At 41.5% G+C, this 23,460-nt stretch carries 19 protein-coding genes; 15 read left to right on the forward strand and 4 right to left on the reverse strand.

The features are described 5' to 3' along the window. Window positions 1–6 precede the first annotated feature (6 nt). The 3 genes from JZU62_RS03205 to JZU62_RS03215 are packed head-to-tail and all read left to right on the forward strand — an operon-like array spanning window position 7 to window position 3,426. Entirely contained in the window at window positions 7–1,161 is a 1,155-nt protein-coding gene (locus JZU62_RS03205) for an ABC transporter substrate-binding protein (protein ID WP_295011833.1), read from the forward strand. Then, the gene (locus JZU62_RS03210) at window positions 1,154–2,761 is read left to right on the forward strand and encodes a HAMP domain-containing sensor histidine kinase (RefSeq protein WP_295011835.1); all 1,608 of its coding nucleotides are present in this window, start codon (window positions 1,154–1,156) and stop codon (window positions 2,759–2,761) included. Before JZU62_RS03205 ends, JZU62_RS03210 begins: the two co-directional genes overlap by 8 nt. Beyond that, complete coding sequence (locus JZU62_RS03215; protein WP_295011837.1) at window positions 2,758–3,426, forward strand: response regulator; 669 nt, start codon at window positions 2,758–2,760, stop codon at window positions 3,424–3,426. Before JZU62_RS03210 ends, JZU62_RS03215 begins: the two co-directional genes overlap by 4 nt. On the opposite strand, the gene JZU62_RS03220 is transcribed toward JZU62_RS03215, so the two are convergent. The 4 genes from JZU62_RS03220 to selD all read right to left on the reverse strand — a co-directional run bounded on the left by JZU62_RS03220 (window position 3,423) and on the right by selD (window position 7,772). Next, complete coding sequence (locus JZU62_RS03220) at window positions 3,423–4,229, reverse strand: PhnD/SsuA/transferrin family substrate-binding protein (RefSeq protein ID WP_295011839.1); 807 nt, start codon at window positions 4,227–4,229, stop codon at window positions 3,423–3,425. The genes JZU62_RS03215 and JZU62_RS03220 overlap by 4 nt on opposite strands. Window positions 4,230–4,244: 15 nt before the next feature. Beyond that, window positions 4,245–5,369, reverse strand: a complete 1,125-nt coding sequence (locus tag JZU62_RS03225; RefSeq protein ID WP_295011841.1) for an acyl-CoA dehydrogenase family protein — start codon at window positions 5,367–5,369, stop codon at window positions 4,245–4,247. A gap of 10 nt (window positions 5,370–5,379) precedes the next feature. Next, the gene (locus tag JZU62_RS03230) at window positions 5,380–6,600 is read right to left on the reverse strand and encodes a ferritin-like domain-containing protein (protein ID WP_295011843.1); all 1,221 of its coding nucleotides are present in this window, start codon (window positions 6,598–6,600) and stop codon (window positions 5,380–5,382) included. Between the two features lie 128 nt (window positions 6,601–6,728). Continuing rightward, on the reverse strand, window positions 6,729–7,772 hold the full coding sequence (gene selD / locus JZU62_RS03235) for a selenide, water dikinase SelD (protein ID WP_295011922.1): 1,044 nt from the start codon (window positions 7,770–7,772) through the stop codon (window positions 6,729–6,731). A gap of 557 nt (window positions 7,773–8,329) precedes the next feature. On the opposite strand from selD, the gene JZU62_RS03240 reads away from it, so the two are divergent. The 12 genes from JZU62_RS03240 (at window position 8,330) to JZU62_RS03295 (ending at window position 23,425) form a co-directional block, all read left to right on the forward strand. Further along, entirely contained in the window at window positions 8,330–8,851 is a 522-nt protein-coding gene (locus tag JZU62_RS03240; RefSeq protein ID WP_295011845.1) for a lipocalin family protein, read from the forward strand. A gap of 75 nt (window positions 8,852–8,926) precedes the next feature. Further along, window positions 8,927–10,165, forward strand: a complete 1,239-nt coding sequence (locus JZU62_RS03245; protein ID WP_295011847.1) for a putative DNA modification/repair radical SAM protein — start codon at window positions 8,927–8,929, stop codon at window positions 10,163–10,165. Further along, window positions 10,162–10,902, forward strand: coding sequence for a TIGR03915 family putative DNA repair protein (locus tag JZU62_RS03250; RefSeq protein WP_295011849.1), 741 nt, complete (start codon window positions 10,162–10,164; stop codon window positions 10,900–10,902). Before JZU62_RS03245 ends, JZU62_RS03250 begins: the two co-directional genes overlap by 4 nt. A gap of 86 nt (window positions 10,903–10,988) precedes the next feature. After that, entirely contained in the window at window positions 10,989–11,930 is a 942-nt protein-coding gene (gene hemH, locus JZU62_RS03255) for a ferrochelatase (RefSeq protein ID WP_295011851.1), read from the forward strand. Further along, a complete protein-coding gene (locus JZU62_RS03260) occupies window positions 11,927–13,357 on the forward strand; it encodes an FAD-dependent oxidoreductase (RefSeq protein ID WP_295011853.1) in 1,431 nt (476 codons plus the stop codon). The genes hemH and JZU62_RS03260 overlap by 4 nt, the downstream gene beginning before the upstream one ends. Beyond that, a complete protein-coding gene (locus tag JZU62_RS03265; protein WP_295011855.1) occupies window positions 13,350–14,372 on the forward strand; it encodes a histidine kinase in 1,023 nt (340 codons plus the stop codon). Before JZU62_RS03260 ends, JZU62_RS03265 begins: the two co-directional genes overlap by 8 nt. Beyond that, window positions 14,350–15,045: a LytTR family DNA-binding domain-containing protein gene (locus JZU62_RS03270; protein ID WP_295011857.1), complete on the forward strand. Its 696-nt coding sequence runs from the start codon at window positions 14,350–14,352 to the stop codon at window positions 15,043–15,045. Before JZU62_RS03265 ends, JZU62_RS03270 begins: the two co-directional genes overlap by 23 nt. Continuing rightward, on the forward strand, window positions 15,042–15,989 hold the full coding sequence (locus JZU62_RS03275) for a DUF523 and DUF1722 domain-containing protein (protein WP_295011859.1): 948 nt from the start codon (window positions 15,042–15,044) through the stop codon (window positions 15,987–15,989). Before JZU62_RS03270 ends, JZU62_RS03275 begins: the two co-directional genes overlap by 4 nt. Window positions 15,990–15,991: 2 nt before the next feature. Beyond that, entirely contained in the window at window positions 15,992–17,362 is a 1,371-nt protein-coding gene (locus tag JZU62_RS03280; protein WP_295011861.1) for a deoxyribodipyrimidine photo-lyase, read from the forward strand. A gap of 62 nt (window positions 17,363–17,424) precedes the next feature. After that, window positions 17,425–18,144 carry a PAS domain-containing protein gene (locus JZU62_RS03285; protein WP_295011863.1) on the forward strand — a complete coding sequence of 240 codons (720 nt, stop codon included), beginning with the start codon at window positions 17,425–17,427 and terminating at the stop codon, window positions 18,142–18,144. Window positions 18,145–18,147: 3 nt separating this feature from the next. Continuing rightward, window positions 18,148–21,348 carry a chemotaxis protein CheB gene (locus tag JZU62_RS03290; RefSeq protein ID WP_295011865.1) on the forward strand — a complete coding sequence of 1,067 codons (3,201 nt, stop codon included), beginning with the start codon at window positions 18,148–18,150 and terminating at the stop codon, window positions 21,346–21,348. Then, on the forward strand, window positions 21,341–23,425 hold the full coding sequence (locus tag JZU62_RS03295) for an EAL domain-containing protein (RefSeq protein ID WP_295011867.1): 2,085 nt from the start codon (window positions 21,341–21,343) through the stop codon (window positions 23,423–23,425). Before JZU62_RS03290 ends, JZU62_RS03295 begins: the two co-directional genes overlap by 8 nt. The last annotated feature ends 35 nt before the right edge of the window (window positions 23,426–23,460 follow it).

Here is a 23,460-nt window from a genome sequence, read left to right on the forward strand (position 1 = left end):
GTGATGATGCAAAAAAACATTAAACCCATATCTCTCCTATTGCTTCTCATCACACTGATCGTACTCTATTTTCTATTCCCTTTTGAACGCGAACATAAAAACGATATCGTGTTTGGTAGCAGTGCCGCACTTTCGGGTCCATTGCAAGACAACGGTATCGATTATACGAATGGAATAGCGTGCGGATTTAAGGCATTCAATGATGCCGGCGGAATACAAAATCGCCACATCAAGCTACGTGTATTGGATGACCAATACGAGCCTTTCATCACGAGAAAAAATATTGATTCTTTAATGCGGGATCCGGATTTATTCGGTATTCTCGGCGTTGTCGGAACACCTACCTCCGAAGAGGCACTCAAAATCACTGCCAGAACGCAAATACCTTTTTTAATGCCCCTCAGCGGCGCTGAGTTTTTATATAACTACCATTATGAGCATCTCTTTACTCTCCGCCCGAGCTACGCCGATGAAGCACGCCGAATGGTTCATCATATGCAAAAACAAAATATTCAAAAGATTGCAATTTTTTATCAAAACGATAGCTATGGACTTGCATCACTATATGCCCTCCAAGAAGCAGTTCGTCCCACATCCATTAAAGTAATTGCCGAGGGGGTCTACAATCGCAATACACTCTCCATCCATTATGCGTTTAATGAGATTACGAAAGCGCAGCCTGATGCCGTTGTGATCGGAGGTGCCTTAAAGCCGACTGTCGAGTTTATCCGCAAAACGGCACAGTTTAACCCGAATCTTTCATTTTATACTTTCTCTTTTGTCGGCTATGAACCTCTTCGCAAAGCTCTACTATCGGAAAATTTAAAGAACATACCGATGTACATGACCCAAACCGTCCCTCCACTGAGTAAAAATCTCGCTGAAATCGTCCTTTTTAAACGTCTTTATAAACACTATTATCCATTGAAAGAACCGACTTCTATAGCATTTGAGGGATATCTGGCATCACAAGTTATCCTTAAAGCACTGAGTAATTCCTCAACGCTATCACGTTCTTCATTTGAGCATGCCCTCTCAAAACTTGAATTTTCTCTTGTTGATCGACAAATAATCCGTTATAGCAAGTCATACCATCGGGGACTGCAAAATGTCTACCTTTTACCGTTAAACTCCGAAACCGGAGGTGATGTCGATGAGTAAGCCGTGCCGCTATCTGAATATTTTTTATCAACTATCATTGGGGATGAAGACTCGTATATTGATCGCTGTTACTGCATTAGGGATTCTTATTATCGGATTCATTGCGACATTGACCCTGTATGGAATGAAAAATAGCTTCGATAATTCCTTTCATTTACGCACTCTCTCAATCGCCCGCCTCCAGACGATCAAAGACGTTCATACCCTCAACATACTCAATACCTACCGAGATATTATCGATAACCACACCGATGTAGAAAAAACCTATGAAGTCCTTAATATTCTTAAAAAAAACCTCGATTTACGTTGGAATGAGTACTCTTTGTCACGACACGATATTCAAACCAATTTTTTTGATACTATGGATGAAACGATACTTTCAACGTTTCTTACCCCTATTCCCAATACCATTATGATTGATGAAGACGAAATCTATTCGAAAGCGAATCTCAATATTCAGCGTCTCTTAAAAACCATCGATACGATAACGGTTCTTTATAAAAACAACCAACGTCCACAAGCCGATGCACTTATCAAAAGTGATCTTTACCCGATTTTAGATACTACTAACATCTATTTAGAACAACTGACGGCCTTTCATTTACAACGCTCCATCTATGAAAAAGAGAAAACGGATCGTCTATTTGGTGCTACTTCGTGGGTGATATTCGTAATGATATTTGTAGTTCTAGGAATTTCAGTCTTTTTGGCTTATTTCATATTAGAACATATCAAAACACTTCATCAATCACTAGAAGATCGTGTACGCGACAAAACCAAAGAACTCGTAGATCTAAATACATCCCTTGAACTTCGTATTACACATGAGATTCGTCAAAGCAGGCTAAAAGATGAAATGCTCCATCAGCAGGCTAAACTAGCGTCTATGGGAGAGATGATTTCCAATATTGCTCATCAGTGGCGACAACCGCTTAACGCACTCACTATCCTAATTCAAACTTTCCGACTAAAAAGCCGCAGTAATAAATTGACGCCGGAGTTTATCGATTCTCAAGTCACCGAAGGTCTCCGCATCGCAAACACTATGTCCGATACTATAGAGAGTTTCCAAAACTACTTTAAGCCGAATAAAGTGAAAACCATTTTTCCTCTCCTTGAGACGATTCGCCATGCCGTTAGCTTGATTGAGGGGATATTGCATCATGCGAATATAGACGTTGAATTCAATACGAAAAAGGAGATTATGATTTCAGGCTATCCGAACGATTTCACCCAAATCATTATCAATCTCCTCAATAATGCAAAAGACGCATTACTGATCTCACCCGACAAACTCAAAATGATACGAATTCACATCACTCACAAACCGGAAAAATCACTCTTGCTCATCCGTATTATCGACAATGGAGGGGGCATTCCCTCCTCCGTTCTTAAAAGAATATTTGAACCTTATTTTACGACAAAACATCAATCCAGCGGAACAGGTATAGGATTGTATATGACTCAAAAAATCATAGCAGACCAATTCGAGGGGATGATCAGTGCGCAAAATATCAGATTGCTTTTTAATGAAACCTATTATAATTGTGCTTCTTTTAAAATCACAATACCACTATTCGAGATTGAGAGTAAAACATGAACCATTCACTTAATAAATACAACATCCTGATTGTAGACGATGAAGTACCTATTTTAAATCAAATGTCATTTATCTTAGAAGACTTTGTCGCCAAAGTCTATACGGCAACCGATGGGATCACTGCGCTAGAGCAGCTTTCTAAACATAAAATTGATATTGTTATTACCGATATTTTAATGCCGAACATGAATGGCATAGCCTTCATCTCCGAAATCAAAAAACGAAATATTTCTCTCTCAGCTATCATTATTACAACAGCTCATTCGGAAACGAACTATCTTCTTGATGCCATTAAATTACGCGTGGACGGTTACTTGCTTAAACCGATTATGGCAGATGAAATGCTCGAATTGATTGATAAATCAATAGCCCTAAAAGCCAAAGAAGATGAATTATGGATCAAAGACCGTATGCTTGAGGGGATTAGTACCTTTGTCGGAGGAAAAAAAATAGAGATTATCCGTTATCTCTTCGAGCATGTTGACGCGGAAAGTGTCTTTTACGGCTCCTATGAAGATATTATGCTCGCACTCAACGTTAGCAAGCCGACCGTTGTTTCAACATTTAGACAGTTGATTGAGGTCGGTATTGTTACCAAACTCAAAAATAAAATTTATCGTGTAAATGCTTCAGCACACAGCGAGAAAAGTGTGATTGAACCTTAAAAAAGGTTCAACCATTTCATTGCACTCTCAAGATCATTATACCCTTGTAGCTCATACTCTCCCGTTATAACCCATTTGGATAACGCCTCCATCTCCATCATTTTGGTGATGTCGCTACGCTGAGTATCCATCCCCAGCATAAATTCGACAAATTCATTAACATAGGATGCATTAGGGGTAATGTTGGTGAAATTGCAATGCGAATACCCTCGACTTTTGTAAAACGGTCTGAGCGACGAACCGCTCAGTCCCAGTTCGATCATCCGCATCCATGTCGATGTGGCAAGGGCGATAGCGTCGTATTCGTTATTTTTGAGTTTTTCCAAAATATCGTATTCGCTTCGTCCGGTATCGCCGTGTTTCCCCAAATCACTATCCATACGGTTCATCGTATAATCGCGATTTGGCTCTAACCCTTGCTCTTTTAAATAATAGGCGGGGAGGATAAACGCCTGTGCCGAGTCACCACTGCCGAAACAGACCCGTTTATTTTTCAAATCTTCCAATGTTTGGATATTGGAATCTTGATGGGCGATAAACATCGAGGTAAAATCGACATCACTGTCCCGCATCAAAAGTGCTTCCGCAAACGGAGCACGTTTTTTCGTCCGAAGCCACGCGACATTGGTATTCCACGCCAAATCGACTTTGTGATCCAATAGCGCTTGTACCTGTGTCTCGTAATTGGAGAACAGTACATAATCAAGATCAAATTTTTTCTCTTTGGCATAATCACGGATGATCTCCCAAATGAGGACTACTTTCGGGTCATACGCGACCACGCCTACCATTAATGATGCCATGTGAATTCCTTTTATTTAGGGTATTTGTTGTCCGGTTAACGCTTTGCCGAGCCAAACGCTGAGTACATCGGTTGAGGGAGCCATAACCGCAGCGGCATACGCATCTCTCAAATAGCGCTCAAGCGGAAGCCGTTTGCTGTATGCGTGCCCTCCTCCGACTTTCATCGCACGGCTGCATACGTCCACCGCATTAGTACTCGCTTCCAATCGAGCCGATATAATCAACGCCAGAGCATCGCTGCGTCCTTCCAGCGCGGCTTGTGCCGCATTGAGCGTTAATGCTTTGGAAGCACTCGCCGAAGAAAAAAGTGCTGCGATATGCAGCTGTACGGTTTCGATTTGCGAGAGAGTCGAACCGTCAGTATATGCGCGTGACGATGCATACTCAATCGCACATCCGCTGGCCGCAAGCGATAAACCCGTATAGACGGAGGCAAGCCCCAGAATAAAGAACGGAGCAACCACATTAAAGACAATTCCGACACCGTCTCCGTGAGCACCTACAAGATGATCGTCGCTGATGGCAACATTCTCATAATAGACAGGGACACTGGCATTTCCTCGCATCCCTAATCCGTCCCAAGCACTATCGTCATGACGCATCCCTTCCATCGTATTGGGAGTTGCGAAAACGCTCAGCCCTTCTCCTTCGGGATTTGCGGCTAAAACAAGATAATAATCGGCATGATGCGCCGAGGTCACAAAGCTTTTTTTTCCGTTGAGAAGATATCCGTTCTCCGTTTTTACCGCTTTAATTTCGGGATTGTAAAAATGGGTTCCTGTCCCTGTTTCACTAAATGCAAGTGCCAAAGCCAACTCACCCGAAGCGATTTTCGGCAAATAAAACTCTTTTTGCTCCGATGTTCCGAAAGCAACGATGGACATCGTCGCAACGTTATGCATCATGTAGCACAGCGCGGTTGTTGCACACACGCTTCCCAATGCCATACATGTTTCGACGTGATCGACAATGCTTCCTGATGCGCCTCCGTACTCTTTAGGGACGAGCAAACCCGTATATCCCTCTTTTTTAAGAGCCGTATAGGCTTCTTTCGGAAATACACCCTCTCTATCGGCTTGCACCGTATACGGCGCGACATGACATTGCGCAAAAGCGCTCACTTCTTCAAATAATCCCATTTATTCTTCCTTACATAAAATTTGCAGTATGAGACATAGATATCTCTTTAGCTGTTTCTTCATCAAATCCGCATTCGATCATGCGGCGTACTCGGTTTTCTCCCATCCTTTTTTTAAGTTGCTCCACCCGCTCATATCCGAGCGCATACCCATCTTCATCACTTCCTCCGGCTAAAATGGCTAAGGAGGAGAGCAAAAGCTCATTTTCCTGATTCATCTCATCCAAATACACTTTTCGGCTATCCACCGCCTCTTTCAGATACGCTATTCTTTTAGGATTGGCCTGAACAAGCGCTTTGACATGTACCAATCCGTAATTGACATGACGCTGTTCATCTTTTTTGGCAAGGGTGACAATTTTTTTCGTGACTGGATCGGGGGCGTATTTGATCAGAAAATCGAGCAGATCCAAAAAGGTCCCCTCTCCCAATACGTGAAGTAAAAATGAAGTTTTAAAATAGTCTTTTTCGATAAAAAGAGAGTAGAGGGAACGTTGCGTTGCGGTCGTCGAGTATTGCAGTCCTATTTTTTTTGCATTGGCACGACGTGAAAATGCTTCGATATGACGTGCTTCATCATAAATGATTGTCCCCAGAAACATCACCAGTTCCATATAATAGGGAGAAATTTTGGACAAAAATTTTCCGGGGATATACAAAGCGGAGAACTCATTTTCCGCGAGATAGGTCATCACCTGACATATCGCCGTTTCAATCTCAGGATCAAGATCGGGGATCGCTGCCCAATCTATATCGGTATCGGCACTCCATTGATTCTGCTTCGCTTCTTCATAAAGCCGTGTGACATTTTTTGCCCAAAGAAACTCTTTTTCGCTCAGTTCAAAAGCATACAGAGGAGAGGAGTTTTCGATATGGGCACCGCGGGGCATTAAACCAAAGAGTTTCGGCGCGACATCAAGCGCCGGTTCTGTTCGTCCATCAAACCCTTGTTCATCCGATAGAGTATGCGATTCAAAATCTTTTCGTACAAGATACGAAAAACCCTCAAGATCGGAACTGGTAGCGACTAGAGAACATCGATTGACCTGTACCCACCCCTCAAATTCAAAAGATACGGAACGCTGAACAACGGTAACTTTAAAGATTTCACCCATCCGAAGCGTCGGAAGAAGTGCATTAAGGCGTAAAAGCCAGGCCTGAGTGAGGGAAGAAGAACGTATCGTATGTTCTGCGACATACGTGTTCATTAAAAAGAGGTCTTGTCGTTCCATAAAGTCTCCGATAGAGGCAGGAACAACAGCATGATCAGAGCGACGGCTGTTGTTTGTCTAAGCCTTAGACCTTATAGCGCCAAAAATTAAGTTAAAAATATTTTAACCTTTTTTTCTTTACAAGAGACTTAATTACTATCAATTACTACAATATCATAGCCCTCATAGGGGAGAACGTCACCGACAATAGCGGCACTCAAACCTGAATCAATGCATTTCACTACCATTTGTTGTGCAAATTCCTGAGGTACACTCACTAAAAGTCCCCCCGAGGTCTGAGCATCAAACAGAATCATTTCCCGCTCAAATTCGATCGAAGAGGCTAAATAGACATGCGGTTTATTATACTCACGGTTGGCATGCGATCCTGCGGGGATAATCCCCATAGAAGCCATTTCAATCGCTTCGGGAAAATAGGGAACCTTAGCGAGATCAACCCGCATCGTCACGTTTCCAGCACTCATCTCCCGCATGTGTCCCATAAAACCGAAGCCCGTTACGTCCGTACACGCCGATGCGTGAGACTCTCTGGCGATCAATGAGGCTTTATAATTAAGGGTACGGAGATTTTCGGCCACTTTCATGGCAAGTACTGGATCTAGCAGATCAGACTTAATCGCCGTAATCAAAATCCCCATCCCCAAAGGTTTGGTCAATATAAGAACATCTCCGATCTTCGGGGTATTGTTACGCAGTACTTTATTCGGATGGACAAACCCCGTACATGAGAGACCATACACCATTTCAGGTGTTCGGATCGTATGCCCGCCGACGATTACCGCTCCGCACTCGATCGCTTTATTCTGCCCTCCTCTCATGATTTCTGAGAGGATTTCAGGCGTGTGGTGCTCAGAATCAAATCCGACCACATTAAGTGCCGTTTTGGCATCCCCACCCATCGCAAACACATCACTGAGTGAATTTGCAGCAGCAATTTGCCCATAGATGTAAGGGTCATCCACAACTGGAGTAATAAAATCAACAGTCTGAACAATAGCCAAATCATCATTGATTTTATAGACTCCCGCATCTTCATTTCCTTCAAAACCGACAATCAAGTCTTTGTGAAATGATTGGATATGACATGTCGATTCGGCTAAAGATCCGGGTGAAAGCTTGGCGGCACACCCTGAAGCACGAACAAATTTTGTGAGTTTAGCATCAGTATTCATCATCATACAATTCCCTATTCTTTTTATTTTTTATTCAAGAATTGTAATGGTTAAAATTGAATTTAGACTGAAAAAGTAAAATATTATTTTACCAGTATTCTTTATCGATAGCCACTGAAGTAGTTTAGAGACCAAATGCCATAATTTCTCTACGAATATACCTTTATTTTTTCTACAATAGCGTCAAAACAAAGCTGTGAAAGAAGCTTAGGAGTTAATATGTATTATCTTTATGATCAAAATTCTCTAATTCCTTTACATAACACACCTGATGAAGCGATCGCATTGGCCAGTTTCTGCGATAATATTTTAGTCACGAATCGGATAGAGGAAGCCATACATATAGCGAAGTATCCTAAGTCAGCTTTTTTACTTCATCCAAAAAATACACTGAGTCTTTTTAGTTATTGTAAATACCAGATACGCTATCGCTCCTTGGAAGAGTTTCGGATCATTTTGTATGCCTCTCCTAAAAATATTTTGTACCGAGTGCTATCATGTATTGCAGTCATTTCCTTCGGAACCTATCGTCTGATACCATTTCCAATGAAAAAACAATGAAAACCCTACTCTTTTTACCTTTTATAGCCTTTTTTTTCTTGAGTGGATGCACCTCTGCACCCACTCCAAACCTTCCCACAGTTAAAAAAATCGATTTGAATCGTTATGCAGGTACTTGGATCGAAATCGCCCGTTATGAAAACCGTTTTGAAATCGGATGTGTAGGTGCAAGCGCCCAATACACTCTCGAAAAAGATCATGTACGTATCATCAACAGCTGTTACAACACACAAGGAGAGAAAAGCGGTGAAGCTATTGGACGAGCCTACGCAGTAGAAGAGAGCAACAACAGCAAACTCAGAGTAAGTTTTTTTCGCCCCTTTTATGGAGATTACTGGGTTGTGATGCTGGGAGAAGATTATCAATACAGCGTAGTCGGTGATCCAAAGAGAAAATATCTCTGGATACTTTCACACACAAAAGAACTAACCGAAGAGGACAAAAAAACCATTCTCGCCTATCTTCCCACGATCGGTTATGATCCTAGTAAACTCTACTGGACAACGTTAAAACCATGACCTTCAAGTAGTTTGTTGATATAGCATCGTGTCATATTTTTTCTCTTATTGTGCACAAATCGGTATGATCACAACATGACAATTGAACAAAAACTCTCAATTTTAACCGACTCTGCAAAGTACGACGTTTCATGTTCCTCATCGGGATCGGTACGCACCCTCGATTTTGGAGGGGTAGGCAGTGTGGGTAATGGCGGAATCTGTCATGCGTACTCTGCCGATGGACGTTGCATTTCACTTTTGAAAATCCTTTTAACCAACTACTGCCTCTACGATTGTGCCTACTGTGTTAACCGAATTAGCAACGATATTCGGCGTGCCGCTTTTACACCCGAAGAGGTGGCAGAACTTACGATTAACTTTTATCGCCGAAACATGATTGAAGGGTTGTTTCTAAGCTCAGGCATTATCACGAGCGAAGATCATACCATGCGACTGATTTTAAAAACACTTCAGCTTTTACGTCACTCCTATGGGTTCAACGGTTACGTTCATGTTAAACTCATCCCTGGCGCATCAGAGGAGTTGATCATCCAAACCGCAGCACTCGCCGATCGGGTAAGTTCGAACATTGAACTCCCCAGTTCTGCGAGCCTAGCGCTCCTCGCCCCGGATAAAACTCGTGAAAAAGTTCTTCAGCCACTTACAATGGCAAAAAACTACTCACTTGAGCACCAAAAACGCCCTATTGGAATGTCAACCCAGCTCATCATCGGAGCAACTCCTGAAAACGACCTCGATATTCTTCGGCTTAGCTCCAGTTTATATGACAAAGCGATGCTAAAAAGGGTATATTACTCCGCGTACATACCCATAAATAATACAAAAAATCTCCCTGCCTTAACGACCCCTCCTCCACTTTTGAGAGAACATCGCCTTTATCAGGCTGATTGGCTGATACGCTTTTACGGGTTTGGATTTGAAGAAATACTCAATGAAGAAACTCCCTATTTGGATGAGCGATTTGATCCTAAACTCTCCTGGGCACTGAGAAACCTCCATCTGTTCCCTATCGAAATCAACACGGCTGAGCGTGAAATACTCCTACGTATTCCAGGGCTTGGGGTGCGAGGTGTCAATAAAATTCTAAAAGCACGTCGATTCAGAGCTCTCAATGTCTATGATTTGGAGACGATGAAAATCTCCCTCAAACGTTTGCGCTATTTCGTCACAGTGAGGGGCAAACTGCTGGTAGATCACTCTTTGGACTATCAGCAGATCCAAACCGAGCTCTTATTGCTCCCGAAACCTTCCCCCGCCGCTCAGCCGACCTTGTTCGATCATTTTTACCCCACAGTAATGGGTGAACTATGATTCTTTGGGAATACGATGGGAGTTTTGAGGGATTTTTATCCTTAGTGCATAAAAGCTATGCACTCAAAACGATCCCCGATACCATCACTCGCAGCCAGAATTCAGGGACATTGTTGGATGAAAGTATATGGATAGAAACCGATCCTTTTAACTCCGAAAAAGTAGCTGCATCACTCCAAAAATATTTCTCAAAAGAAGCAATTGAACGGCTGATGCACGCTTTTTTGTGTGACGATGTTAATCCTGAGCGGGATATTCTTCTCTATATTCGGATAGGATTCAAATCAGCAGAATATTTAAACGACTTGGCTCATCCAACCATCTATGCTATCCACGGCTATCAACGACGTGTTTTATCTACGCTCCACAAGATGAACGCCTATTTACGTTTCGAAGAGCTTGAAGACAAAACTCTTTACGCAAAAATAGAGCCCCCTCGAAATGTTCTCCCATTGATGGGTGCACACTTTTGCAAACGCCTTCGCGGTGAACCGTTCATCATACATGATAGACTCAGATCGTTAGCTCTTTGGTTTAGAGAGGGTGAGATGAAAATTGAGTCTGTTGAAGGGTATACCAACCCCGAATCAAGTCCAAATGAGAAAAAATTCCGCCATTTATGGAAAACTTTTTTTGATCATGTCGCCATCGAATCACGAAAGAATCCTTCACTTCAGCGCTCTCATGTACCATTAAAATACCGTATTTATATGTCTGAATTTTTCATTTCACCTTAAATGCGAATAGACATAAAATATCTACGAAAATTCTATTTTTTTTCCTATTATTCCTCTTTACACTTCATTTGAAATGGATCTTTTTAATGACTAAACGTAAAGTGATTCTTTTACTCAACATGGGAGGCCCAAATAACCTCTCTGAAGTAAAAATATTTTTGAATAACATGTTTAATGATCATCGTATTATTAGTGCTCCAAAACCGATTCGTAGAATGATCGCATGGCTCATTACGTCCCGCCGCCACAAAGAAGCCGAACATAATTACTCTCTTATCGGTGGAAAATCGCCGATTTTGGGTCATACCCATCACGTAGTAAAGGCACTCTCAGAGCATGTTGATGCTGATGTACACTACGTGATGCGCTACACTCCCCCTTTTACGAATGACGTTTTACAGTCGGTCGCTTCGTACGATGAAATATATGCGATACCTCTCTACCCTCATTTCTCAACCACCACGACACTCTCATCGTTCGATGCGCTCTATGAAGAAGCACAAAAGCTTGGTATTTCGGAGAAAATCCGAACGGTAGATCGCTACTATAATGATCTCACTTATAATGCAACCATAGTGGAGAGGATTAAAGAGGCACTAGGTAATGATAACGAGAGTGAGTTTGAACTGATTTTTTCCGCCCATGGTTTGCCGAAAAAAATTATCGATCATGGTGATTTGTATCAGCGCCATATACGTGCCAATGTCTATTACGCCAGACGTGCACTTAATGAAGCGGGGATATTTTTTCATAACACCCATCTGGCTTACCAATCACGTTTAGGACCTATGGAGTGGATTCGTCCCTATTTAGAAGATAAGCTTAGGTCTTTGAAAAAGAAAAAAGTGATTATCTATCCAATCGCTTTTACGATCGATAATTCTGAAACCGAGTTTGAATTAGATATTGAATACCGCGAAAAAGCTGAAGCGATGGGATTCGAAGAATACCGTCTAGCCAAAGCACCGAATGATCATCCACTCTTTATCCAAACGCTCCAAACGCTCTACTATTCGATGCACGTATGATCAGAGAATATGCAGTCGTAGGAGGAGGAATCGGGGGGTGTAGTATCGCTGCATTATTGAATGCCCACGGTCATGATGTCGTATTAATCGAAAAAGAGCCGACCCTCGGTGGATGTGCTTCCACCTTTATTCATCACGGTAATAGCTACAATGCCGGTGCAACGACGATCTCAGGCTATCATGAGGGTGGAGTAGTTAAAAGGCTATTCGACACCGTGGGCGTTACTCCCAATCTGATCTCTACCAATCCTGCCATCACGATACTCCAAGGGAAAAAGAGCTGTATCCGCTATAGAGACATCGATACATTTGTCAAAGAGATGGAACGTTTTTATCCTCATCCAAAGCATGGTGAGTTTTGGAAACTCGTATACTCTGTTCAAGAAGCGTTTTACACACTCGAAGCTAGTTACTACTATTCCAACCGATCGTGGCTAAAAAAAATCGCGTCATTGCTCAGTTTTTATCCTCTACTGAAAACATTTCGATCCTATCTTTTCTCTAATTCCAGAGAGTTTATCACGCGATTTTACGGGGATGTTACCCCTGAGTTTATGGATTTTTTGGATGCACAAATCCTCATCGTTGCACAAGCTTCGAGTGATAAGGTTAATTTCTTTACGGCGGCTCTCGCATTGGGATACACATTTTATGAAACCCATTATCCTATAGGAGGGATGGGAACAATATGCGAGTCTCTTACCTCTAAAATTGCTGATATTCGTAAAGGTTGTAAAGTGATCACGATAAAACGTGACAAAAAACTTTATCATATTACTACATCTGCTGGCATCATTCGTGCCCGTAATCTCATAATGGGAACCTCTCATTATGAGAGTTCGCAATGGTTTGATGATAAAGAAATCAGAGATTATTATGCCTCTTTTGAGAAACGAAACAACCATCAAAGCGCCTTTATTCTCTATATGAAGATTAAATCTGATACTGTTTTTCAGCACCATTATCAGCTTATTAGTGATTCTGTGATTCCCTATACCATCTCCAAATCACTTTTTGTCTCTTTTAGTGATCCTTTCGATACCGCTTTTACTACGGGGTACTACCATATCACGGCATCAATCCATACGGATTCACGCATTTGGCTCGGATTAAGCCCATCGTGCTACAAAACTCAAAAAACCGAGCTTCATGATTTGCTTCAAGGATGGATTTGTGATAGACTCTGCATACGAAGAGATGAGATCGTTGAAAGTTTTGCTGCAACTCCCAAAACCTTTAGTCGCTACATCAACCGAACCCAATTGGGAGGCAATGCTATGACTCTCTGGAATTTTCTCCCCCTCCTTCCCTCTAACGATACCCACATTCGAGGATTTTATCAGGTAGGTGATACCTCCTATGCCGCGCAAGGGTGGCCGGGAGTCGTGATGGGTGCATTTAATTGTTTGAGATTGATTCATGAGTAATATCGAACTCCGAATCACACCGCGTGACTGGATCAGTGTACTGTTGATCGGGATGCTTTTTTCAACATTACTTTCAAGCTTTGGGTACTATTTACTGGGTTTCAAACCACTCCATGGCGGGTTATTCGGGATGGCTCTAGGTTTTTTTATCACCCTTTTTTCGCTCGTATTTATAACCCTCATGAACCGCTATCTCCTCCCTGAAATTGAAAAACGTTTATGGAACACTATCGCTGCAATATTTTCTTTTTTATCTGGCTTTTTAGGGGCTTTGAGTACCTATTATATACTTGAGCATAGCTCCGTAGAGATCATCTCTACATTTGCAACTCACCCCTATCAAAACGCCTCCATCATAGGGATTCTTACCTATTTGATCGGGGCGCTAATGTATCGATTTGTCAAAACCCGGAACCAAAAAGAGCATATTGATCATCTTTTCGTCCAAAGTCGTGTCGGATCACTCGAAACACAGCTTAATCCCCATTTTCTTTACAATGCCCTTAACTCGCTCGCAGAACTGATCCACCAAGATCCTCTTAAAGCCGAAGAAGCTGTGCTCAAAATTTCTGCTTTTTTACGAAATACGATGCACGAAGCCCCACTTATACGCCTAGATGAAGAGATTAAAAACGCACACGATTACATCGATCTTGAAAATATCCGCTTCGGAGGTTCTATCGTTGTTCGTGTAAATTCAGACTCATCGTTCAATCAATGGCTGGTTCCCAAATTCTCCATTCAGCTTTTGTGCGAAAATGCTCTTAAACACGGGATGATCCGATCTTCCGATCCCTTTACCATCACCATAAGAACATTTTATGATGACGCCTTGCATATTGAGGTTTCAAACAGCGGTCGAGCTATCACCTCTATTGCTTTTGGTATCGGGCTCTCTAACCTCCAAGAGCGGCTCACCCATCTATGCGGCGGCAAACTCACGATTACCCATCTCGATCCGCCAACCTACACATTATCCCTAAAGGAGTGTCATGAATATCTTGATTGTCGATGATGAACCCCTAGCCCTAGCCCGGCTAAAACGGTTACTCACCTCACTGAATCACACCTCTATCACCCAAGCCTCCAGCGGCTCCGAAGCGATAGAACTCGCCGCACAATATCCATTTGATATTGCTTTTTTGGATATTTCTATGGCGGAAATGGATGGAATCGAACTCGGCTACGCCCTACGATACCATCATGAAAATCTTTCCATCATTTATCAGACTGCCCATGAAAATTATGCACTAAAAGCCTTTGATGTGGGTGCAGTTGATTATCTCTTAAAACCCTATACCGCTGAAGCATTGGAGCGTGCAATCACTCGGGTAAATGTCAAACCTAAAGAGCTCCGTCTTATTTCAAAAGCAGGAGATAACCATTATCTCCTCACTCCTGAAGTCATTTTTTACGTCAAAGCCGATTTATCTGAAGTCATCTTCCGCTCCGATGAAGGGTTTTCGTATTATCCGAAAAAAATTTCCGATGTCGAAACACTACTTGAACCCTATGGATTTTTACGGATACACCGCTCTTATCTCATAAATCTTAACCGTATAAAAGAGATGGAAACAATCGATCAAAGCCGTCTCAGTTTTACCTTCGATGGGATCAAAGAGTCTATCGAGAGCTCCAAAGAGGGGGCAAAACAATTTCGTCATTCATTTAAAGGAACAACAATATGACACTCGCTGTATCTAGCTGCCTATTAGGCGAAAAAATTCGATTTGATGGGGGACATAAACGGGATCGTTTTATCACGGATGAGCTCTGTGGATTTGCTGAATTTGTCCCTTTTTGCCCTGAACATTTAGCCTTTGGGACTCCCCGTCCCTCTGTTCGTCTGGTAAGTGTAGAGGGAGCGGTTCGGGTCCATTCGAACAAAAGCGGTGAGGATTTATCTGATGCACTGCTCCAGAGCTGTCATGACGAACTCACTAACCTTGAAGCCAAGAGCTTGTGCGGGATCATCTTCAAATCCAAATCACCTAGTTGCGGAATGAAAAGTGCCAAACTTTATCTCGAAAACGGCTACTGTGAAGGGAAAGAGGACGGTGTGTTTATGCATCTGTGCCGTGAGCGGTTTCCTCTCCTGCCGATGGAGGAAGAGGGACGACTTGAAGATGCGTGGCTGAGAGAAAACTTTGTGATGCAGATTTTTGCCTACGATGCGTATGAGACATTCAAAGCCTCAAACCCCTCATTAGGTGATTTGGTACGTTTTCATACAATCAATAAATTTCTCCTTCAATCTAAAGACGAAGCTCTCTATCGAGAACTAGGCAATATCGTCGCTAACCGAGAAAACCATACACTTCAAATGTTATTGGGGATCTATGAGTTGGGATTTAAAACCGCCATTGCGCGAAAAAGTTCGATCAAAAAAACCCGTAATGTATTAGACCATTTGGCTGGATTTTTCAAAAATGAGCTCACTAAAAGCGAAAAAGAGGCATTGCATACCCAAATAGGTGATTATGCTTCGAAAATAATCCCCCTCATAGTTCCCGTCTCGACGATCTACCTTTATGCTAAAAAATACAACACAGAATATCTACTGGATCAAACATTTCTAACCCCCTATCCTAAAACCCTCTCGTTGCGTTCTCATATCAGCGGCGGTAAATGAGGATGCGTCGGATACTGTGGTTTCGACGAGATCTCAGAGCTGAGGATAACACGCTTCTATCCCAAGTGGGAGATGTTCTCCCCATTTTTATTTTTGATACCGATATACTCGAAAAACTCTCCCCAAACGATAGACGAGTCACCTTTATTTTTAACGCGCTATTGCGATTAAAAGAAACCCTAAAAATGCGCAATCTCGATTTAGCCATTTTTTACGGAAAACCGACCGACGTGTTTCAATGGCTCTTAGCTCAAGAGTCCTTTGATGATGTATGTGCCTCAGGAGATTATGACCCCTACGCACGTGAACGAGATCGTGAAGTGTCACATCTTATCCCTTTTACCTACCTTCACGATACCTATATCTTTGAACCGGATGAAGTTCTAAAAAACGACGGTTCACCCTACCTAGTTTTTACCCCGTTTTACAATCGGGCTAAACTAGTGTTTCGACCTGAACACAGTGCCGAATCGGTTGCAGTTTCTCAAAATCTGATCCCCTATTATTATGAGGGTATTCACCACATTGATGGAAATGCTCACACCCTCCTCACCATCTCCCTTAGTTCCATTGGCTTTATTGAGCAACCGCTGACACCGCATCAACAACTCTCTCCTACAGATAAATTAGATCAGTTTGCTTTGAAACTGGGTAGTTATCCACATGATCGGGATTTTATGGCACTTGATGCGACGTCGGGACTCTCAACCGATCTGCGATTTGGAACAATCTCGATCCGAGCCGTGATTCGATGGTTGGTGGAGCAAAAAAAAGAGGGAGTCGATACTGAACCTTTTTTTCGTCAGCTCATTTTTCGTGAATTTTATGCGATGCTTTTAGCTCATTTCCCCCGTCTCGTCGATCAAAACTTCCGCTACCCATTTAGGGGAATAGATAATAACGACTATTTTGAGGCATTCTGCACAGCATGTACCGGAGTCCCTATCGTCGATGCGGGAATTCGTGAACTGTTAGCGAGCGGAGAGATGCATAACCGTGTACGGATGATCTGTGCCTCGTTTTTTACTAAAAATTTGCTGTTACCGTGGCAATGGGGGGAACGGTTTTTTGCAGAGCATTTGATGGATTACGATGCGAGTTCGAATATCCTCTCATGGCAATGGAGCGCTGGTACGGGAGTCGATCCGCAACCTTATTTTCGGATTTTCAACCCCTATACGCAAAGTGGTAAGTTTGATAAGGAGGGACTCTATATCAAAAAATATCTTCCTGAACTATTCTATCTCCCACCTAAAATATTCTCTGATGAAGCATTATGGAGAGAATACATTTGGAATGAGTATCCTAAGCCGATCGTGGATCATAAGCAAAGTTCTAAGCGAGCATTGGAGTATTTTAAAAATAGTTTGTAAAATTTTATTACTCAAATCTAAAAAAGACACTTTAAAGACACTTTTATAATACAATGGAGGCAATGAATATAAATTTACTTATCAAATTATCGAATAATTGTTATTGGGAGCCTAAAACACAGGCAGTTATCTATGATAATCATCCCGTTCCCTTAACATCAAATATGACGACACTCTTAACTCTTCTGATCGAGCACTACGATAGACCTATAAGCAGTATTGATATATTTTTTCATATTTGGGATGATTATGATAAAGAGTTTAACCCAAAACATATTCGTAGTTTAATCAGTAATTTGAGAAAAAGGCTCCCTTGTTTAATCATTAACAATTATTATGGGGGGCACTATGTCCTGAAAAAGTTTCGTGACAACATACCTGATATTACCGACTATGTCCTTGAAATTTTGGATCAAGCCAAAAATGGGTTAACTATATCTGACCCGAATCAGCCAGACAACCCCGTCATTTTTGTCAATGAAGCATTTACCGATTTGTTCGGCTACACTTCTGAAGAGGTTATAGGTCGTAACTGTCGTTTTTTACAGGGAGAGGATCGAGATCAAACGGGACTTGACGAAGTACGCGAAGCGCTTAGTAAACAGCGAGATGTCACCGTTACCCTGCGTAACTACACTAAAAGCGGAGAGCTTATTTTTAATGAACTCACTATTAGCCCTATTTTCGACAAGAAAAATAATAAGATAAAGTATTTTTTGGGGGTTCAGAAAAATGTGACCGCCGTACAAAAATTGATTCAACAAATCAAAAGGATGATTTAGACGATGGTTAAAGATAAAAAAGTAGATACCTACAAAAATTTGACGATTGTAGGGCTAGGTGCCAGTGCCGGTGGGTTTGAAGCACTTCAAAAATTTATCCAAAACATCGAGCTCTCTGACCGAGTTACCTATGTTATCGTCCAACATCTCGATCCAAAACAACCCACATTATTAGGAACGTTACTATCACGTTTTTCAAAAATCCCGATTACGGAAATCACGGATGGATTAGAGCCTTTGGCGGATAATATTTACTATTGTCCACCAAATTCGGATCTATTAATCGAAAATGGGCGTTTCATCCTCACCGCCCCCTCGATAAAACCCTATCCTAAACCCTCTGTCAATCGATTTTTAAAGTCATTGGCTCAAGAGAAAAAAGAAAAAGCGATCGGTATTATCCTCAGCGGTACCGGAAGTGACGGTGCAGAGGGGATCATCGCCATTAAACAAAACGGCGGGATCGCTCTCGCGGAAAATGAAAACGCAAAATATTTTTCGATGCCGAAAGCGGCTATCGACACACACGCCGTAGATGCTGTTCTCCCCTCAGAACTTTTAGCACAGGGGATTACCTACGCGATTGATGATCCCAAATACTTTGACCGTCATTTTGATCTTTTAGACAATATTGACAAAATCTTTAAACTTTTAAATCAAAAAAGTGACGTTGATTTCAGTGACTACAAAGAAAATACTATCCATCGCCGCTTAGAGCGCAGAATTATCGATACAAAATCCGAAAGTGTGGATGATTATATCGATCTGCTTCAGCGCTCTCCCGCAGAAATTTTAAAGCTAAAAAAAGAGCTACTCATCATCGTTACCTCTCTTTTTCGAGATAAAGAGGCATTTAAAGCTCTTGAAAAAGAGTTAGAAACCCTCCTCCGAGATAAACTCGATAACCACTTACGCATTTGGATTGCTGCGTGCGCTACCGGTGAAGAGGCATACTCTGTCGCTATCGTGGTGACAGAGCTGTTGAAAAAAATGGAAATTACGAAAAAAGTAACTATTTTTGCGACTGATGTGAGTGAAGAAGCAATTGACGAAGCCCGAAATCGAAGCTTCAATGATGATGAAATCAGCGAAGTTGATCCACATATACTTGCTAATTACTTTGTCGAAAAAAACCACCGTTTTTCCCCTACAAAACCGATACGTGACATGATCGTGTTTTCAAAACACGACGTCATCAAAGACCCACCGTTTCTTAACCTTGATCTCGTTAGCTGCCGCAATCTTTTGATCTATTTTAATGCAGATCTTCAACATCGTGTTATCAGTATCTTCTCTTATGCAATGCGGTATCAAGGTTTGATGTTTTTGGGCCTCTCTGAAACAATCGGAAACCTCACCTCTATTTTTGCCATCATCGATAATAAACATAAAATTTATCGCAAATCGACTGATATGGGAAATTCCGATATCGATGCCCTCGCCTATTTCCAGAGAAAAGATTTCCAACGCGGCTCACGAAAACTGCGGGATGAAGTCAATGTTCTGGATATCAATGTCTCAATCAACAGTGCCGTTTCAGGATACTTCGCACAAAACGGCGTGGTCGTCGATTCGAACGGGGGTATTTTATTTTTCAAAGGTGAAAACAGCCATCTCTCTCACCCCAGCGGTTTAGTAACCAATGAGATCTACAAACAAGTGAGTGATTTTCTTCGCCTCGATCTGCGTGCAACTCTCAACGAAGCGGTCAAAAATGAGTCGGTAGCGGTTTCCAAAAAAATCCGTATTCTCCCCCTCACGGATGATCGCATCTACATCATAATCACCGTCTTTCCCCTTGGTCGCAATAAACTCGCCGAAAGTAGCTATTTTGTCACCTTCGAAGAGATCAATGAAACCGAACGCTCCCCGCTTCTGTCGCATCAGATGCAAGCACACGACATCAATGATGTCAATATCCTTGAAAATGAGCTAACCGCACTCAAAGAGCGTCTCCAAATCACCATCGAAGAGCTAGAAACTTCCAATGAAGAGCTCCAAAGCACCAACGAAGAGCTCCAAAGCACCAACGAAGAGCTCCAAAGTACCAATGAAGAGATGGAAACCTCTAACGAAGAGTTACAAAGTACGAACGAAGAACTCAGCACCGTCAATGATGAGCTTCAGCACAAAAACAAAGAGTTGGCGTTTGTCAATGAAGCGCTCAACCGAGTGGTTGAAGTGATTAACACCGATGTGTTAATTTTGGACAAAAATCTCGATCTCTTTCTCCATACCAAAGGGATGGAACGTTTTTTCCAAATCAACTATTCCCATAAAATCAATTTGAGCGAAATCGTCATCAATGCCCTCGTTAACATCCCGAACCTTTTTGATAATGTCAAAAGTGTTGTCCAAAACAAAACCGAGATTGAATACGATTTGATCATTGATAGCCGAATCTATTGGTTTCAAATCAAAGCGATCAATTTTACTACCGACGATTTCGGCGTCATTATCGGATTTACCGATAAAACCGATATTATCCGCAACCAAGAACTAATGTTTCAGCAATCCAAACTCGCTAGTATGGGGGAGATGATCGGCAATATCGCCCATCAATGGCGTCAGCCGCTTAACTCGCTCGCACTCAACCTTTTCGGGGCCGAGAAAAAATTTCGTGCGCATACCCTTAGTGAAGAGGTATTTCGCGATTTTGTCGAAGAGTCCCAAAAAACGATCCAGCATATGTCGCTTACAATCGATGATTTTCGCGATTTTTTCAATCCCAATAAAATGAAAAAAATATTTCATCTCAACGCCCTCATCACTAAAACGATCTCCTTCGTCAGAGACTCGTTTAAACAATCAGGAATCACGATTCTCCATGATGAAATGAATGATTGTGAGATTTATGGCTATGAAAATGAGTTTTCACAAGTGCTAATCAACATTCTCAACAACTCCAAAGATGCAATTTTAAGCTCTCAAAAAAGTGAGGGAACCATCCGGTTCAAAGTTGAAAAAGATACACAAAGAGTTACCATCTTCATCACCGACAACGGTGGGGGAGCTTCTGATGAGATTATGAACCGCTTATTTGAACCTTATTTCACAACCAAAGAGAAAAAAGAAGGGACTGGAATCGGCTTATATATGTCCAAAATGATTATCGAAAACAGTATGAATGGATCCATTGAAATGAAGTCGATTAAAAACGGGATGAAAACCTCTATTTCACTGCTAGTAGGTGAAAATGCTTAATTCCTTGATACTTTTGTACGTCGAAGATGACGAATCTACGATTAGTGCATTTAGCAATGCTTTTGGTGATGATTTTAAAACAATCTTGATTGGACGCAATGGAGAAGAAGGGCTTGAACTTTTTCATAAATACTCACCGCATATGATTATCAGCGATCTTCAGCTTCCCAAAATGAGCGGGCTTGACATGATCGAAGAGATACGCAAAACGGATAGTTCGATTCCGATTATCGTCAACTCTGCATTTAGCGATACCAATCTCCTCTTGCGTAGTATAGATTTACGTGTTGATAGTTATGTACTGAAACCGACCAATCCCAATCAACTTTTGAATGTTATGCACAAAGTAGCCCGAATAAATGTTCTGGAGAGTCTACTAAAAACCTCAAAAGAGACTATGCAGACGATTATCGATGAAATTCCTGATCCCATTTTGTATATCAAACCTGATTACTCGGTCATGATGCTCAACAACGCTGCCAAAAATTTAAATCCAAATATTGTTAACGATGAATCGATTAAATGCTATGGACTCAACTACCACTTAAAGCATCCATGTACGGAACATGACCATGTATGCCCTATAAAACAGGTGGGAATTACTAAAAAATCTATTACTGTTCGTCAAATTCATATATTGGAGAGTGGAGAAAAACGCCATGTTGAGATACACATGCGTCCTATTTTTGATGAAGAGGGAGAAATTTCTGCTTATCTCGAAATATCTCACGATATCACCGACTATATTATTATTCAAGATCAACTTTTTTCTGAAACACAAAAACTTTCTCATATTTCGATGCACGATCCTCTCACTCAACTTCCGAATCGACGCCTTCTAAATGATCGTATTGAGCAAACCATTCAACATAAACATCGATCAAAAGAACTTTTTGCCCTATTTTTTATCGATTTGGATCATTTCAAAGAGGTCAATGATTCGATGGGGCATTTAAGCGGTGATCAACTTCTCATTGAAGTAGCAAAAAGGATAACAAAAGTAACTCGCAATGGCGATACTATTGCCCGAATCGGAGGTGATGAATTTGTTCTTATAATCGAAAATGGCTCAGATGTTACCCATTTTGCTCATGTTGCAGAAAAATTGAAAAAGCTTTTTGAAACCCCTTTCCTGATCGGTGGCAAAAAGATCTTTAGCGCATGCAGTATCGGTATCAGTATCTATCCGAATGATGGAGATAATGCAGAAGCTCTTTTGAGTAATGCGGATGCGGCGATGTACGCTTCGAAAGAATCGGGTCGAAATAAATACCATTTTTACACACCGCAAATGAGAGAGGAAGCGACTACCTATCTCCAAGCCGGAAATGAACTCAAAGAGGGGATTAAAAACAATGAATTGATTCTATTTTATCAGCCGATAATTGATTCATTAACGAATCAGTGCCTCTCTTTTGAAGCATTAATCCGTTGGAATAATCCGAAAAAAGGGCTTATTACTCCTAATGATTTTCTACCGACAGCGCATAAAGCAGGATTGATGATAGAAATAGACGAGTGGGTTATTACTACGGCTATCAAAACATTTAGCCTCCTATCTCCTGCATTTAAAGAACAAGGTTCTGTTGCAATTAATCTTACTGTAGAGACTCTACTAAATGAATCTTTTGTTAAGTTTATTGAAAACATTGTTGCTTCTTATGGACTAAAACCAGAAAACCTAGTTTTAGAGATTGTGGAGACCTCTTTGATGAGTGATATCATTACTGCCAAAAGAGTGATTAGTGATTTACATGCATTAGGGGTTAAAATTGCAATTGATGACTTTGGTACAGGATATTCGTCGCTGAGTTATATTTTGGAGCTTGATATTGATATCTTAAAAATTGATCAATCGTTTATCCGTAAAATAGGTGTGGATGAGCGAGGACCTACTCTGATTAAAAGTATCATAGCCCTCTCAAAAATCATTGATGTTACCATCGTAGCCGAAGGTGTCGAAACAGCGGAACAAAAAGAGTTTTTGGTCACGCAGGGGGCAAATGAGCTCCAAGGGTATTTATTTGCTAAACCGATGAAGCAGCTTGATTTGATTCAATTTTTACCATTAAAATAAAATATTTTTAGGCGCTTGACAAGATGTTATCGTGT

Source organism: Sulfuricurvum sp. (assembly GCF_019163035.1).
In the GTDB taxonomy this organism is placed as follows: Bacteria; Campylobacterota; Campylobacteria; order Campylobacterales; family Sulfurimonadaceae; genus Sulfuricurvum.